We start from the raw sequence: 13,197 nt of genomic DNA, 5'->3' as shown, positions 1-13,197 counted from the left end.
ACGGCCCTATTCGGTCCAGATCGGTCCTCACATGCCCAGCATGCGCGGCAACCACAGCGAGATTTCCGGGATATAGGTGATCAGCATCAGGAAGACCAAGGCCGTCGCCAGCCATGGCAGCGCGGCCTTGCTGACCTCGGTCAGGCCCAGCCGCGAGATGGCCGAGCCCACGTAGAGGTTCAGACCCACCGGGGGCGTGCAAAGCCCGATCTCCATATTGACCACCATCATGATGCCGAAATGCACCGGATCGACGCCCAGCTTGACGGCGACCGGATAGAGGATCGGCGCCATGATGAGGACGATGGCCGAAGGCTCCATCACCATGCCGATCATCAGCAGCATGACGTTCACGATCAGCAGGAAGCCGATCTTGCCGAAGCCGAGGTCGACGATCCAGGCCGACAGCGATTGCGGGATCTGTTCGCTGGTCAGGATGAAGGCGAACATCACCGCATTGGTGATGATATAGAGCAGCATCGCCGACATCGCCGCCGAGGACAGCAGCACGCGGGGCACATCGCGCAGCTTGATATCCCTGTAGACCCAGACCGCGATCACAAAGGCATAGACGGCGCTGACGGCGGCGGCCTCGGTCGGGGTGAAGATGCCGCCATAGATGCCGCCCATGATGATGACGATCAGCAGCAGCCCCCAGACGGATTCGCGGAACGCTGTCCAGCGCTCGGCCCAGCTGGCTTTGGGCATGCGCGGATAGTTGTTCACCCGCGCCCGCCAATAGGTGGTCGCCCCCAGCATCGTCGCCAGCATCAGGCCGGGGATCACCCCCGCCATGAACAGCGACCCGATCGAGGCCGACATCACCGGCTGGCCGTCAGGCCCCGTCACCACCATGCCCGTGGTTGCCACCGAATACATGACCATGACGATCGAGGGCGGGATCAGGATGCCAAGCCCCCCGGCGGTCGAAATCGCCCCCACCCCGAATTGCGGCGGATAGCCCTGCTTGACCATGGCCGGGATCAGGATCGACCCCACCGCCATCACCGTCGCCGGCGACGACCCGGAAATCGCCGCGAACAGCGCGCAGGCGATGACCGCCGCCATGCCCATGCCGCCATACCAATGCCCGACCATGGATGAGGCGAAGCGGATCATCCGCCGGGCCACGCCGCCATGGGTCAGGAAATTGCCGGCGAGGATGAAGAACGGGATCGCCATGATCTCGAACTTCTCGATGCCGGTGAACAGCTTCAGCGCGATGCTGTCCATGGGAATGTTGGTGAAGGCGAACAGGAAGGAAAAGACGGTCAGGCCGAGGGCGATACTGACGGGCATCCCGGTCAGCAGCAGCACCGTCAGAATGGCAAAGATGATGAGCGCGGTCATGCCTTGCCCTCCGATGCGCCATCGTCATCGACGCCGTCGACCGCGCCCAGGTCGTGATGGGCGATATAGCCGGTGGTCAGATACCAATAAAGCGCCTGCACGAAGCGGAAGCACATCAGCGCCGAACCCAGCGGCACGGCGAGATAGACGATCCACATCTTGATTTCCAGATCGGGCGAGGTCTGGCCGCCCTTGTAGACATGGTAAACGAAATCGGTGCCGATCCAGGCGACGATGAAGGTGAACAGGATGCCGCCCGACATAGCGATCACGGTCACGATCGTTTTGGCGCGGCCCTCCAGCCGCTCGACCAGCACGTCGACGCCGACATGGATGCCGATGCGGACGCCATAGGCGGCACCGAATTTCGCCATCCAGACGAACAGATAGATGCAGGCCTCCTGTGCCCAGACCAGATTGACCGAACGGACCGCCCCGTAGGCCGCCCGCGCGCTGTCGCTGATCCAGGCGATATCCCAGCCCCGGCTGGCGCGCACCAGCGAGGCCAGCATGTCCAGTGAATAGCGTTGGGTGACGGCGACGAAGATCAGGGTCGTCGCCGCCGCCATCAGCACAATGATGAGAATTTCCTCGAAGCGGTCCAGAACCCGCATCGTCGTCCCCCCCTTATGTTGTTCTTCTTGGTTGCGAAACGGGCCGGGGGTTTCCCCGGCCCGCCTGCGTCGCTTATTCGGCGCCGGTCGCGGCCTTGATCTGGGCGATCAGGTCCGCGCCGATGCGGCTGGCCATCTGTTCGTGAACGGGCAGCAGCACCTCTTTCCAGGCGGCCTTTTCCTCGTCGGTCATCTCGTGGAACTCGGTGGTGCCGGCATCCTTCATCGCCTGAAGCGCCTTCTCGTTTTCCTCCTGGGCGATGCCGTTGGCATAGACGGTCGCCTCGGCCATGGCCTTTTCAAGCTGACCGCGCACGTCCTCGGGCAGGCCGTCCCAGAAGTCCTTGTTCACGATCACCGCATAGCCGAGATAACCGTGATTCGACAGCGTGGCGTTCTTCTGCACCTCGTGCATCTTCTGGGTATACATGTTCGAGGGCGGGTTTTCGGTGCCGTCGACCACGCCCGTCTGCAGGCCCTGATACACTTCCGAGAAGGCCATGACCTGCGGGATCGCGCCCAGTGCGTTCATTTCCGCTTCCAGCACCTTCGAGGACTGGATGCGCATCTTCAGCCCCAGGAAATCGTCCGGCGTCAGCAGCGGGCTGTTGGCCGACATGATCTTGAAGCCGTTATCCCAATAGGCGAGGCCGCGGATTCCCTTGTCCTCCAGCTTGGCCAGCATCGCCTTGCCGACCTCGCCGTCGGTGACCTTGCGCAGCTGTTCATAGCCATCGAAGATGTAGGGCAGGTCGAAAGCCTCGAAATCCGGGACGCCCAGCGGTCCGAACTTCGCCAGCGAGGGCGCCAGCATCTGCACCGCGCCCAGTTGCAGGGCTTCCAGTTCTTCCTTGTCCTTGTACAGCTGGCTGTTCGGATAGACTTCGACCTTCACCTTGCCTTCGGTATATTTCTCGGCCAGTTCCTTGAACTTCTCGGCGCCCTTGCCCTTGGGCGTATCGGGCGCCACGACATGGCTGAACTTGATGGTGATCTCCTGTGCCCAGGCGCCCGCGCCCAGACCCAAGGCGATCACCGCCGCAAGACCTGCGGATACGAAACGGTTCATCATTACCTCCCCGGTAGTTTTGGTTTTGACATGACGGAAAACGCCACAAGATGCAGACAATCCTCCCTCAACGCTATCAATAGGCTGATTTCTTCCGGCTGCCTATGCTGCAAATTGACCGCACCCCGACCCATTTGATCGTTGCCGCCCCACCGCGATGCCTTTTGAACGTAAAGCGATTGATGGCCACCCCTGCCTGCCGCGCAGGCCAGCGCCGCAAAATGCCGGATCAGCCCGTCTGGGGCGCCTCCGCAGATCCCTGCGGACCCTCCATCCCGAGGCATTGCGCGACCCGCCGCCGGAAATGCGGCACCGCGCGGGGATGGGCGACATAAGCGCCGATCTCCATCATTTGCCAGCACTGACCCTCGTCGCCGAAGCGGATCGCGGCGATTTCGTGCCGGGTGATGCGGCCGGTGAAGAAGATCGAGGCGCGACCCCCGCTGGTGTTGGGAAAGACGAAAGCGCCCTCCAGCCGGTCGGGGGGAAGGCGCAGGCCGAATTCCTCGTGCAGCTCGCGCAGGGCGCAGGCCGAGGCGGTTTCGTTCCCCTCGCGGCCGCCGCCGGGCAGGTCCCAATGCGCGGGCCAGGGAATATGGGCGAAATCGTCGCGCAGGCAGGCCAGAAGATCGGGTCCGCAGGTCAGGATCAGCTTGGCACCGCCGAAATCCGGCGTCTCGCCCGGCGCAAGCATCATTCGGCGGCGACCTTGCCGTGACCGGCATCGGGGCGCAGCTGCGCCACCCGCGCCAGCACGCGGCCCAGCCGCTCGGCCAGGGCATCATAACCGTCCGAGGGCTCCATGCTGACCGGGTCCAGATACAGATCGCGGTCGATCTCGATCTGCAGGACATGGACGTTCTGGGCCGGGCGCCCGTAGGCATTGGCGACATAGGCGCCGGAAAACGGCGCGTTGAGACGTATCCGAAAGCCGGCCAGCCGCATCAGCGTGCAGACCGTCTCGCGCAGGATCGGCCCGCAACTGACACCGTGACGATCGCCGATGATCACGTCCGGCAGGGGCGACACGAGATGCGAGATCGCGTCATGCGGCATCGAATGCATGTCGATGATGATGGCCCAGCCGAACCGCGCCAGCGCTTCGTCGATCAGCCCCCGCAGCGCCGCGTGATAGGGACGCCAGTAGGTGTCGATGCGGCGGCGCGCCTCGGTCAGGGTGATCGGCGCCAGACGAATCGGGCGCGCGCCCGAGACGACGCGGGGAATCACCCCCAGGCCCGCCAGTGCCCGCGGCGAAGGCGTGCGGGCGGGCGCGCATTCCACCGCGCCGGGGTCCAGTTCGGAGGCGGCGCGGTTCAGATCGACGATGCTGCGCGGCAGTCGCGCCGAAAGCGTGACCGCACCCGCCGCCAGCGCAGGCTGGATCAGCCGGTCGATGAACGCATCCTCGGACGAGCGCAAGGCATTGATACCAATACAGGTTTCCCGAAGGAACCAGTCCGGGAAATCGCGTCCCGAATGCGGCGAACAGACGATCACACCGCTGGCCCATTCGTTCGGGCGGCGCAATTCGTGCCCGAAGCCGTCCGGTGGCGTCGCGCCCTGGGTCATGGACTTTCCCCCATGTCCGACGGCGATTTGCCGCCCCTCTCCAATGATTTATAGCTGTGCGTTTTTCTGTCGCCAACCGTCTTGAAACCCCTGCGGACTGCCTATATAGACCCTCGAACCGACGCGAATCCCGCCTCAGACGGGCAGATGCGCACGGGAACGGGCGGTTAGCTCAGCGGTAGAGCACTACGTTGACATCGTAGTGGCCACTGGTTCGATCCCAGTACCGCCCACCATTTTCGCGCCTCCGGGCAGCCGCAAGCGGCTCGGAGGTATTTGAGTTTCAAGGCGCTTGGCTGAGCGCCGCGATGAGGACAAGACCGATGAAGGTTCGCAACTCGCTCCGCTCGCTCAAAAGCCGCCACCGCGATTGCCAGGTGGTGCGCCGCAAGGGCCGGATCTATGTGATCAACAAAACCAACCGTCGCTTCAAGGCCCGTCAGGGCTGAGACGACGAACAGGCTCCTCGGGGCCTGCACCTTGAAACCCGCCGCATCACTGCGGCGGGTTTTTTCATGTCTGCCCGCAGGCGATGACGCCGCAGCGGCCCGTGACGGGCCTGTCGCCCGGCAGAACGCCGATGACCGAGCGCCAAAGGCGTCGTTCACGTCGCGTTAGATGTTCATGTCGTGCCTGATCTTGCCCGGACGGTCTCACCTTCACCGCGAGAGCCGTGCCCCGATCGTCGAAGGGGCGGACATCAGCCGGACGTAGCGGCATTGCGTCACGCCCACAACGCCGGCATGGCCATCCCTAGCAATCCGCGCCTTCGGTCAGCGTCGAAATGGTCGGGCCGGGCGCTGACTGCGCCACTGGTTTTCAGCCGAAACGGGGGCAAGGGCGGCGTGGGCCGAGTCGATCTGATCGTCACGCATTCGGCATGAAATGTAACTTAATTTGCATGGCTTATATATGTTATTGGTGCTCACATCACCTATATACAAGTATAGGTTGTGCCGCTAACATCCCGCCCCTATCCTCCGCGCCCGAGGAGACCAGAATGCCCGACGAATCCCGCCCGTATCACCACGGCAATCTCGTCCCGACGCTTATCGAGACGACAATCCAGTTAATCGAGGAAATCGGTGTGGATAAGGTGACCGTCCGCGAGGTCGCCAAGCGGGCCGGCGTCTCGCCCGGCGCCCCATTTCGGCATTTCAAGTCGAAATCGGCGCTGCTGACCGCCGTCGCCGAGCAGGCGGTCGAGCGGCTGTTCGACGCCGTCACCGCCGCGCAGGACCCGGAGATGGAACACGACCCGCTTGGCCAACTGGAAAAGATCGGTCAGGGCTATCTGGCCTGGGTGCGCGCGCATCCGACGCATTTCCAGATCGTCAGCGACCGCAAGCTGATCGACTTCCAAAGCTCGGAAACCTCGGACATGGTGAACACGCGCATCCGCGTCAGAATGGTCGAGCTGCTGACTCGCGCCCGCGAGAACGGCCAGCTGGCGCCGGGGCAGGATATCGAGACCGTGGTGCTGGATTCCCGCGCCATCGTCTACGGGCTGTCGCGCATGTATACCGATGGGCATTTCCGCGACTGGCAACCCAACGGCGACCCCTTCATCTGGATGCAACGGGGGCTGTCGGCGTTCATCTCGGGACTGCGGACCAAGGCCGCCTAGCGCAGGCCGCCACAGCGACCCTGAAGGCGGCGAAAGACCGCCAGCGTTTCGGGGTCGAAATATTCGGGCCGCTCCATCCACAGAAACAGAGGCGCCCAAAGAAGCACGCGCCTTCGCCCTGGATCTGCGCGCCAAGGCGCTGCAAGTCGGCGCACGGACATCCACCAGACCGTATTCGACTGCCGGGACGACGCGCTGGTCCGGCGCGCTGCCGCACAGCGTGGTCGTGCCGGCGTTGATCCGGGGCCTGCCATGGATGCCGGTCTCGATTCACGCAATTCTGGCAGCACCACAGCCGCGCATCCGCGCTCATATGCCAGCGGATGCGCCACCGGACCCGTCATGATTCAGCGCGGAAAGCCGGGCGCGAGGCGCAGGCCGCCGACCTCGATCCCGCGCCAGTTCTTCATCGGATCCGTCAGATATTTGCCGACCACCGGGTGATCCTTGTCCAGCACCCCCAGATGGACGAGCAGCGCGGTGATCGCGGCTTCCGAGGCGCGGGTGCCGCCGTCCTCGATCTTGACGGCCACGCCAAGTTTTTTCTCGGGGATGATGGCAATGAAGACCGCCTCGGCCCCGGTCTTGACTGCGACCCGGCCGCCCATGGCGCGCATCAGTTCGGTGCAGGCGCGACCCTCGCCGGCGACCAGTTCGGGATAGGCGGTCATCGCTTGGACCAGCCGCGCCATCGCCTGCCCGCGCGCATCGCCGCCCGGTTGGGCGAATGCCGCCATGGCGCGGGCAAGCCCGGTGATCGAGCCGGCGAAATTCGGCGCCGAGCAGCCGTCGATGCCGTAACCTGCAGGGTCTTCCCCAGTCACCTCGGCGGTGGCCTGTCGGATGGCCTGCTGCAACGGGTGGTCGATCGCCACATATTCAGGGCCTGCACCCGCGTGGCGAGTCCAGGTCAGAAACCCCGCATGTTTGCCCGAGCAATTGTTGTGCAGCTGGCTGGGCGCGTGGTCCGAACAGGTCAGCCGGCGGTTTTCATCCTTGTCCCAGGGCATATGACAGCCGCAGCGCAGATCGCTTTCGCCAAGCCCCAGCCCCTCCAGCCAGGCACCGACCTTGCCGGCATGCAGCGCGGCGCCGTTATGCGAGGCGCAGGACAGCGCCAACTGCTCGGGCTGAAGCCCTGCCGCATCGGCCGCGCCCGATTCCAGCAGCGGCAGCGCCTGGATCATCTTGCAGGACGAGCGAGGGAAGATCACCTTGCCCGGATCACCCCAGGCGGCGACCACATCGCGCCCGTCATGGATGACGGCGTGACCGCGATGCACCCCCTCCAACAGGTCGCCGCGCCAAAGTTCGATCATTTCCACCGCAGACATGGCTGCTCCTTCATCCGAATTTACTGACAAATGCGCGATTTCGTGCCGATTGGGGTTTTTTCGCGCATTGATTTGGCGCTATCTTGACGGCGAACCGCATCAAAGGCCACAGGCATCGTCAAGAACGCTATCGGCAGGAGGCAGAACATGACCATCACCAAGCTGCGCGGCGCGGCCGCAATCATCGCTGTCGCGACCGGACTGGCCGGCCCCGCGCTGGCACAGGAATCCACCAATGTCATCGGCACCGAAGGGGACTGGACGATCTTCGGTGGCAGCAATCCCAAGGAATGCTGGGCCGTGTCGCCGCCCAAATCCTCGGCCAATACCCGCGACGGGAAAACCGTTCAGGTCGAACGCGGCGATATCCGGCTGTATATCGCCTATCGCCCCGGCGCGGCGGGCGAGGTCAGCTTCACCGGCGGTTATCCGTTCAAGCCCGGCTCGACCGTGAAGGTGGATGTCGGCGGCAACAAGTTCGACCTGTTCACCGAGGGCGAAAATGCCTGGACCGGCTCGAACGGGGAAGATGCCAAGCTGATCGCCGCGCTGCGGGCCGGGTCGAGCGCGACGCTCACGGCCGTCTCCTCGCGCGGGACGCAGACGGTCGACACCTTCAGCCTGTCGGGCATCACCGCCGCGACCAACAAGGCGAAGGCCAGCTGCCAGTAAGGCCGTGACGGGGGCTGCGCGCCCCCGCACCCCAGCAGGATATTTATGCCAGAATGAAACGGCTGCCTTGATCGGCGGCCGGTTTTTCATTATGTCTGCGGTCTTCCCAAGGAATCTGCCGCCATGACCGCCCCGATCACGCAAGACGTGCTGACCATTCCGCGCAAGCTGCCCGAAACCGGGCGGGCGAATATCGTCGGCCTGACCCGCGATCAGCTGCGCGAGGCGCTGATCGCCGCCGGGACACCTGAAAAACAGGCCAGGATGCGGGTCGGGCAGATCTGGCAATGGGTCTATCACTGGGGCGTGCGCGATTTCGCCCTGATGACCAATCTCGCCAAGGATTACCGCGCCCTGCTGGCGGAGAAATTCGAGATTTCCGTGCCCGAGGTGGTGACGCGGCAGGTCTCGGAAGACGGGACACGCAAATACCTGCTGAGGATCGCCGGCGGCCACGAGGTCGAGGCGGTCTATATCCCCGAGGAAAATCGCGGCACTCTGTGCGTGTCCTCGCAGGTCGGCTGCACGCTGACCTGTTCCTTCTGCCACACCGGCACGCAGAAGCTGGTGCGCAACCTGACGGCGGGCGAGATCGTCGGCCAGATCCTGCTGGCGCGCGACGATCTGGGCGAATGGCCCGAGCCGGGCGCGCCGAAAGACGAAACCCGGCTGGTCAGCAATGTCGTGCTGATGGGCATGGGCGAGCCCTTGTATAATTTCGACGCCGTGCGCGATGCGATGCGCGTCACCATGGATGGCGAGGGGCTGTCGCTGTCGCGCCGTCGGATCACGCTGTCGACCTCGGGCGTGGTGCCGGAGATCGCCAAGACCGCCGAGGAGATCGGCTGCCAGCTGGCGATCAGCTTCCACGCCACCACCGATGCGGTGCGCGACGTTCTGGTGCCGATCAACAGGAAATGGAATATCGAGACGCTGCTGAATGCGCTGCGCGATTATCCCAAACTGTCGAACTCCGAACGGATCACCTTTGAATATGTGATGCTGGACGGGATCAATGATAGCGACGAGGACGCGCGCCGTCTGGTCAAGCTGATCCGGGGCATCCCGGCGAAGATCAACCTGATCCCGTTCAACGAATGGCCCGGCGCGCCCTATAAGCGGTCGAGCTGGGAGCGGATCGAGAAATTCGCCGACATCATCTACAAGGCCGGCTATGCGAGCCCGATCCGCACGCCGCGCGGCGAGGATATCATGGCCGCCTGCGGGCAGCTGAAATCCGCGACCGAGCGCGGGCGGAAGTCGAAAGCGCAGGTCGAGGCGGAAGCGCGGGTGTAAATGGGCCGGATGTTCTTCGGCGGGTGGGTTCAGCGATGCCAATGGCTGGCCGCCACGACTGTGGTTTTGCTGTCGGTCATGTCGCCCGCCTCCGCCCAGTCGCAGGATGAATTTCCGTTTCTGCGCCCCAAGGCTGTGCGCGCCGCATATGAATCTGCAAAAGGCGCATGGTCCGCCGCGCCCCGCTTGGTTCTGGACGCCTTCCTGACCGGCCAGGACAGAAAATTCTTCAAGCGCTCGCCCAGTCGGTCAACCATCACAGCCGGCGTCGGACTGATGTATCAACCCGACCTGGGCGGGCAACGCTTAGCCGTGAGCGCCGCCATTGCCCAGGCACTCAGCCGGGATGAAATCCTGAACTGGTATGTGCACGGTGTTTTCCTGGGGCAGTCCTGTTTCGGCGTGGATGGTGCCGCCCGTGCCTATTTCGGCAAACAAACCGAGGAACTGCACCTTCACGAAGCGGCATTGCTGGCGGCCCTTCCCGTCGCCCCAGCACAGTTTCACCCGCAAAAGAAGGCCGACCGCGCCCTGGAGCGGCGCAATGATGTGCTGACCGAAATGGCTGAAAGCGGCCTCGTGTCCCCGCAGGAGGCCGCGGCCGCAATGGCACAGCCCCTTGATGTGCGTTCACCGCTGGGGACCTGCCCGACATCGGCAGCGGATTAGGCTGCCGGGCCGGATGCCGCGAATTCCTGCGCAGTTGGATAGGATTTCTGGGTGCCGCGCCGGGTGATCGACATGGCGGCATAGCGCGCCGCCTGCGTCAGCGCCTGCGGCGCGGCCATGCCGGAGGCGAAGAAATGCGCGAAGCTGCCGATGAAGGCGTCGCCGGCGCCCGTGGTGTCGACCGGGGTGACCTTCACCGGGGCGATGTCCTGCACCGCATCAGCCGTGACCAGCCGGGCGCCGCGGCCGCCGAGGGTCACCACCACCTGGCCGATCCCCTGCCCGATCAGCTGGCGGGCGGCGGTCAGGATTTCTGCCTCGGTTTCGGTGGGCAGGCCGGTCAGCGTCGCAAGTTCGGTTTCGTTGGGGCAGAAGAACGACAGGCCGGACAGCCGCGGCACCTCCAGCGCGCGGCTGGCGGGGGCCGGGTTCAGCACCGTAGTGATGCCGTGGCGCGCGGCCATGGCGATGGTGTGATAGACCACCTCCAGCGGCACCTCGAGCTGCATCAGGATCACGTCACATTGCGACAGGTTTGCCTCGGCGGCGTCGACATCGGCAGGGGACAGCGCCGCATTCGCGCCCTTCACGATCAGGATGGCGTTCTCGCCCGAGGGTTCGACGAAGATCGGGGCCACGCCCGAGGGCTTGCCCGTCACCATGCGCACATGGCCGGTATCGATGCCATTGGTGGTGAAGTTCTGGATCTGCTGGTGGCCGAACATGTCGTCGCCGACGCAGGTGACCATCATCACCTGCGATCCCAGCCGCGCCGCCGCGACCGCCTGATTGGCGCCCTTGCCGCCGAAGCCCAGTTCGAAATCGGGCGCCTCGATGGTCTCGCCGGGGCCGGGCATCCGGTCGGTATAGGTGATGAGGTCGATCATGTTCGACCCGACAACGCCGATGCGGCCTTTCCTCATCCCTCGCCCCCTGTGCTTGCGATCACCTGTGCCAGTTCCTCGGCCTCATCCGCCGTAACATAGCCGAAGCGCACCGAAAACCGCGCCTCTGCGCCGGGCGCCAGTTCGATCACGTTGCCCTTTGCCAGCTCGGCTGTGCGACCCTCCGGCTCCGAGGTCGCGGGCAGCGCGAAGCCTGCGACCTTGCTGTCGCCATTGGCCATGATCCAGCGCACCAGCTTCGGCAGTCGATCGGGGCGATAGCCAAGCGCGATCCCGTCGCCTTCGGGCCGGCGCAACATCAGGTGAGCCACGCCGTCGCCATCCGTACCCGGATCGCGAATATAGAACACCTGTTCCGGCTGGTATTCGTCGCGGTCCAGCACCCGCATCAGGCCGGGATCGGCGGCCAGCTGGTCAAGAAAGGCCAGATAATCCGGGGTCGGGGTCACGTGGCGCGGCACGGCGCGGCGGACCTGCGTGCGGTCCGGCGTGAAGGGCGCGGGCTGGTGGATGGTCGCGCCGGGCAGGAAGGCCGGGTTCAGATGCGCCATGTATTGCAGCGGCATCGGAAAGGCCGAGCGGTTCCAGACCCGCATGCCCCAGTCGATCATGGTCCCGCCTTCATGGATGCGCACGGTCGGCTCTGCGTCATAATGCGGGCCGAAGCCCTCGACATAATTGCACCGCCCCCAAAGCTCGACCCAGCGACCGTTGTCATCCTCGCCGGTGAACAGCATCGCCTGATCCATGCGGCAGGTCGGAAATTCGCCATGGACCTGATGGCTGTCGTCAGGCCCCGGCACGCCATTGGCGAGAAGCCCCGCGTGATAGCCGAGGCAGCCATAGGTTCCGATGATCGTCGCGGCCGGGCGGGGATTGTCGAACTGACTCGACATGCCAAGATTCAGGCCGTCGAAACTGGCATCCCACAACATCTGGCCCATGAAGGGCAGGATTGTCACCTGCCCCCTCGGGTTGCGCATCCGCAGCATCTCAACGCCGGTCGGGCTGCGCCAGATATCCACGCCGATCTGACCATGATGCAGCACCGGGCGCCGCGCTTCGGTGAATTGGTCGCGATAAAGATTTATGGCGGTCATCCGGCCCTCCTGCCGCTCAGCAGATAGTTCAGCACCAGCACGCCGATCAGGAACGCGCCCCAGATGAAGTCGATCAGATGGTTCGAGACCCGCATCATCTGGAAGCCCGAGGACAGCATCACCAGCGAGATCAGCGCCAGCACCACCCCCAGCACGTTGCCACGCCCGCCGGCCGGGTTGGTGCCCCCCAGAACCGCGATCAGCACCGCCTGCAGCAGATAGGAGGCGCCGTAATCCGATTTCGCCGCATTGGTCCGCCCCGACAGGATGATCCCGGCCAGTGCCGCCAGCACCCCCGTCAGCGCATAGCTGTACAGCAGCATCCGCGCCCGGTTGATGCCCGCGAAGACGGCGGCGCGGGGGTTGGTGCCGATCAGCATCAGCTGCAGACCGAAGGCCGTCCGGCTGAGCAACAGCCAGACGCCCAGACAGACGGCAATGAAGATCACGAAGGGCAGCGGTATCGGGCCAAGCTTGGCATTGCCGATGGCGTTCCAGGCGGCCGGAAAGCCGACGATGGCCGGCCCCCCGGTCAGCACCAGTGCCAGCCCGGTGAAGACCTGCCCGGTGCCCAGCGTCGCCAGGATCGGCGTGATGCGCAGGCGCGAAATCAGCAACCCGTTCAGGATGCCCCCCAGCAGCCCGACGCTGAGCGCGATGGCGATGCCGATCAGCACCGAGCCGATCCCGGCCTCGGCCCCGCCCATGCGCTGAAAGAACAGCCCGGCGGTGATCGCCGCCAGATTGGCCAGCCCGACAATGGACAGGTCGATCCCGCCGGTCAGCATCGCGATCATCACGGCGACCGACAGAATCCCCAGTTCCGGCAGGAAGAAGGCCATGGATTCGAAGTTATAGGCGTTCAGGAAACGCGGATTGGCAAAGCTCATCGCGATCAGGACGGCGATACAGACCAGCATCAATTGCAGATTGGTGGCGCCGCCGGTGGCGCGGGACAGGCGGGCGGTCAGGCTGGAATCGCTCATCTG

General features: G+C 64.5%; 14 protein-coding genes and 1 tRNA gene. 6 read left to right on the top strand and 9 right to left on the bottom strand.

Going from position 1 to position 13,197, the window contains the following annotated elements:
* Positions 1 to 27: 27 nt before the first annotated feature.
* From H1S04_RS09760 to H1S04_RS09740, 5 genes are all read right to left on the bottom strand, one after another.
* Complete coding sequence (locus H1S04_RS09760; protein WP_181745287.1) at positions 28 to 1,350, bottom strand: TRAP transporter large permease; 1,323 nt, start codon at positions 1,348 to 1,350, stop codon at positions 28 to 30.
* The gene (locus H1S04_RS09755; protein ID WP_181745286.1) at positions 1,347 to 1,964 is read right to left on the bottom strand and encodes a TRAP transporter small permease; all 618 of its coding nucleotides are present in this window, start codon (positions 1,962 to 1,964) and stop codon (positions 1,347 to 1,349) included. Before H1S04_RS09755 ends, H1S04_RS09760 begins: the two co-directional genes overlap by 4 nt.
* A 73-nt stretch (positions 1,965 to 2,037) precedes the next feature.
* On the bottom strand, positions 2,038 to 3,036 hold the full coding sequence (locus H1S04_RS09750; protein ID WP_181745285.1) for a TRAP transporter substrate-binding protein: 999 nt from the start codon (positions 3,034 to 3,036) through the stop codon (positions 2,038 to 2,040).
* 226 nt (positions 3,037 to 3,262) lie between these two features.
* Positions 3,263 to 3,730, bottom strand: coding sequence for an NUDIX hydrolase (locus tag H1S04_RS09745; RefSeq protein ID WP_366521913.1), 468 nt, complete (start codon positions 3,728 to 3,730; stop codon positions 3,263 to 3,265).
* Complete coding sequence (locus tag H1S04_RS09740) at positions 3,727 to 4,605, bottom strand: N-formylglutamate amidohydrolase (RefSeq protein ID WP_181745284.1); 879 nt, start codon at positions 4,603 to 4,605, stop codon at positions 3,727 to 3,729. Before H1S04_RS09740 ends, H1S04_RS09745 begins: the two co-directional genes overlap by 4 nt.
* A 161-nt stretch (positions 4,606 to 4,766) precedes the next feature.
* On the opposite strand from H1S04_RS09740, the gene H1S04_RS09735 reads away from it, so the two are divergent.
* The 3 genes from H1S04_RS09735 (at position 4,767) to H1S04_RS09725 (ending at position 6,232) form a co-directional block, all read left to right on the top strand.
* A tRNA-Val gene (locus H1S04_RS09735) sits at positions 4,767 to 4,841 on the top strand.
* A gap of 87 nt (positions 4,842 to 4,928) precedes the next feature.
* Positions 4,929 to 5,054, top strand: coding sequence for a type B 50S ribosomal protein L36 (ykgO, locus tag H1S04_RS09730; RefSeq protein ID WP_042245282.1), 126 nt, complete (start codon positions 4,929 to 4,931; stop codon positions 5,052 to 5,054).
* Positions 5,055 to 5,605: 551 nt separating this feature from the next.
* Positions 5,606 to 6,232 (top strand): TetR/AcrR family transcriptional regulator, encoded by a 627-nt coding sequence (locus H1S04_RS09725; RefSeq protein WP_181745283.1) that lies wholly within the window; start codon positions 5,606 to 5,608, stop codon positions 6,230 to 6,232.
* Positions 6,233 to 6,579: 347 nt separating this feature from the next.
* On the opposite strand, the gene H1S04_RS09720 is transcribed toward H1S04_RS09725, so the two are convergent.
* Complete coding sequence (locus H1S04_RS09720) at positions 6,580 to 7,566, bottom strand: asparaginase (RefSeq protein WP_181745282.1); 987 nt, start codon at positions 7,564 to 7,566, stop codon at positions 6,580 to 6,582.
* Positions 7,567 to 7,713: 147 nt separating this feature from the next.
* Here H1S04_RS09720 and H1S04_RS09715 point away from each other — a divergent pair, with 147 nt between their 5' ends.
* From H1S04_RS09715 to H1S04_RS09705, 3 genes are all read left to right on the top strand, one after another.
* Complete coding sequence (locus H1S04_RS09715) at positions 7,714 to 8,238, top strand: invasion associated locus B family protein (RefSeq protein ID WP_181745281.1); 525 nt, start codon at positions 7,714 to 7,716, stop codon at positions 8,236 to 8,238.
* A 123-nt stretch (positions 8,239 to 8,361) separates the two neighbouring features.
* Positions 8,362 to 9,534, top strand: coding sequence for a 23S rRNA (adenine(2503)-C(2))-methyltransferase RlmN (gene rlmN, locus H1S04_RS09710; RefSeq protein WP_181745280.1), 1,173 nt, complete (start codon positions 8,362 to 8,364; stop codon positions 9,532 to 9,534).
* A 78-nt stretch (positions 9,535 to 9,612) separates the two neighbouring features.
* Positions 9,613 to 10,203 (top strand): transglycosylase domain-containing protein, encoded by a 591-nt coding sequence (locus H1S04_RS09705; protein WP_220185117.1) that lies wholly within the window; start codon positions 9,613 to 9,615, stop codon positions 10,201 to 10,203.
* Here H1S04_RS09705 and rbsK read toward each other — a convergent pair.
* From rbsK to H1S04_RS09690, 3 genes are read right to left on the bottom strand one after another with little or no spacing between them, the layout of a single operon-like run.
* The gene (gene rbsK, locus H1S04_RS09700; protein WP_181745278.1) at positions 10,200 to 11,126 is read right to left on the bottom strand and encodes a ribokinase; all 927 of its coding nucleotides are present in this window, start codon (positions 11,124 to 11,126) and stop codon (positions 10,200 to 10,202) included. The two genes, H1S04_RS09705 and rbsK, sit on opposite strands and share 4 nt — an antisense overlap.
* A complete protein-coding gene (locus H1S04_RS09695) occupies positions 11,123 to 12,208 on the bottom strand; it encodes a DUF4432 family protein (protein ID WP_181745277.1) in 1,086 nt (361 codons plus the stop codon). The genes rbsK and H1S04_RS09695 overlap by 4 nt, the downstream gene beginning before the upstream one ends.
* Positions 12,205 to 13,194, bottom strand: a complete 990-nt coding sequence (locus H1S04_RS09690) for an ABC transporter permease (RefSeq protein ID WP_181745276.1) — start codon at positions 13,192 to 13,194, stop codon at positions 12,205 to 12,207. Before H1S04_RS09690 ends, H1S04_RS09695 begins: the two co-directional genes overlap by 4 nt.
* Positions 13,195 to 13,197 lie beyond the last annotated feature (3 nt).

It is taken from the genome of Paracoccus sp. S1E-3 (genome assembly GCF_013868135.1).
In the GTDB taxonomy this organism is placed as follows: Bacteria; Pseudomonadota; Alphaproteobacteria; order Rhodobacterales; family Rhodobacteraceae; genus Paracoccus.
The sequence above is the reverse complement of the archived record's forward strand: the minus strand, read 5'-3'. Positions and strand labels throughout refer to the sequence as shown.

Bases quoted from the DNA above. Each gene is read 5' to 3' on its own strand.
- H1S04_RS09760 (WP_181745287.1), bottom strand. From the start codon at position 1,350: ATGACCGCGCTCATCATCTTTGCCATTCTGACGGTGCTGCTGCTGACC.
- H1S04_RS09755 (WP_181745286.1), bottom strand. From the start codon at position 1,964: ATGCGGGTTCTGGACCGCTTCGAGGAAATTCTCATCATTGTGCTGATG.
- H1S04_RS09750 (WP_181745285.1), bottom strand. From the start codon at position 3,036: ATGATGAACCGTTTCGTATCCGCAGGTCTTGCGGCGGTGATCGCCTTG.
- H1S04_RS09745 (WP_366521913.1), bottom strand. From the start codon at position 3,730: ATGATGCTTGCGCCGGGCGAGACGCCGGATTTCGGCGGTGCCAAGCTG.
- H1S04_RS09740 (WP_181745284.1), bottom strand. From the start codon at position 4,605: ATGACCCAGGGCGCGACGCCACCGGACGGCTTCGGGCACGAATTGCGC.
- ykgO (WP_042245282.1), top strand. From the start codon at position 4,929: ATGAAGGTTCGCAACTCGCTCCGCTCGCTCAAAAGCCGCCACCGCGAT.
- H1S04_RS09725 (WP_181745283.1), top strand. From the start codon at position 5,606: ATGCCCGACGAATCCCGCCCGTATCACCACGGCAATCTCGTCCCGACG.
- H1S04_RS09720 (WP_181745282.1), bottom strand. From the start codon at position 7,566: ATGTCTGCGGTGGAAATGATCGAACTTTGGCGCGGCGACCTGTTGGAG.
- H1S04_RS09715 (WP_181745281.1), top strand. From the start codon at position 7,714: ATGACCATCACCAAGCTGCGCGGCGCGGCCGCAATCATCGCTGTCGCG.
- rlmN (WP_181745280.1), top strand. From the start codon at position 8,362: ATGACCGCCCCGATCACGCAAGACGTGCTGACCATTCCGCGCAAGCTG.
- H1S04_RS09705 (WP_220185117.1), top strand. From the start codon at position 9,613: ATGTCGCCCGCCTCCGCCCAGTCGCAGGATGAATTTCCGTTTCTGCGC.
- rbsK (WP_181745278.1), bottom strand. From the start codon at position 11,126: ATGAGGAAAGGCCGCATCGGCGTTGTCGGGTCGAACATGATCGACCTC.
- H1S04_RS09695 (WP_181745277.1), bottom strand. From the start codon at position 12,208: ATGACCGCCATAAATCTTTATCGCGACCAATTCACCGAAGCGCGGCGC.
- H1S04_RS09690 (WP_181745276.1), bottom strand. From the start codon at position 13,194: ATGAGCGATTCCAGCCTGACCGCCCGCCTGTCCCGCGCCACCGGCGGC.